The following is a 479-nucleotide window of genomic DNA, read 5'->3' as shown; positions in this document are numbered from 1 at the left end:
ATTTGGTTTGGTACGTTCGAGTTTGTCTTTTCGTTGTTGTTGTTTAGTTCTCTTTTCAAATTCAATTTCTAACGCCTCCTTATCGTAATCTTGGCCCAGTGTTTTACCACGCACCCATTTATTAACGTTCTCAGGCTTATATGAGACATTCTTACCTCTCACCTTAAATGAGATACCTTTTTCTTCTAAATGCTCTGAAAAGCGCTTAAAATTGCTTGTATGAGCTTTTGCATTTTCAATTTCTTCACGTAACTCATCTTTCCAAGAGGTTTTACCTTTTTCTATCAATGCTTTTTCAGCTTGTGTATATCGCAATTTTGCAGTATCACGTTCTGGCACACTTAAGCCATGTTCTCGACATAAGTCGTCATTAGCTCGTCGAATATCATGCAATGCTTTTTTATTGTTATTGAATTTCTTACCAGTTTCTAAATCAACTGAATTAACGACAATATGATTATGAATATGGTCTGTATCTG

General features: G+C 35.1%; 1 protein-coding gene. It reads right to left on the bottom strand.

Annotation, left to right across the window (positions count from 1 at the left end; translation table 11 throughout):
• The coding region (locus CD128_RS11400) for a relaxase/mobilization nuclease domain-containing protein (RefSeq protein WP_231917341.1) at positions 1-479 on the bottom strand (479 nt) is incomplete at both ends.

It is taken from the genome of Staphylococcus croceilyticus, from assembly GCF_002902575.1.
Classification (GTDB): domain Bacteria; phylum Bacillota; class Bacilli; order Staphylococcales; family Staphylococcaceae; genus Staphylococcus; species Staphylococcus croceilyticus.
The sequence above is the reverse complement of the archived record's forward strand: the minus strand, read 5'-3'. Positions and strand labels throughout refer to the sequence as shown.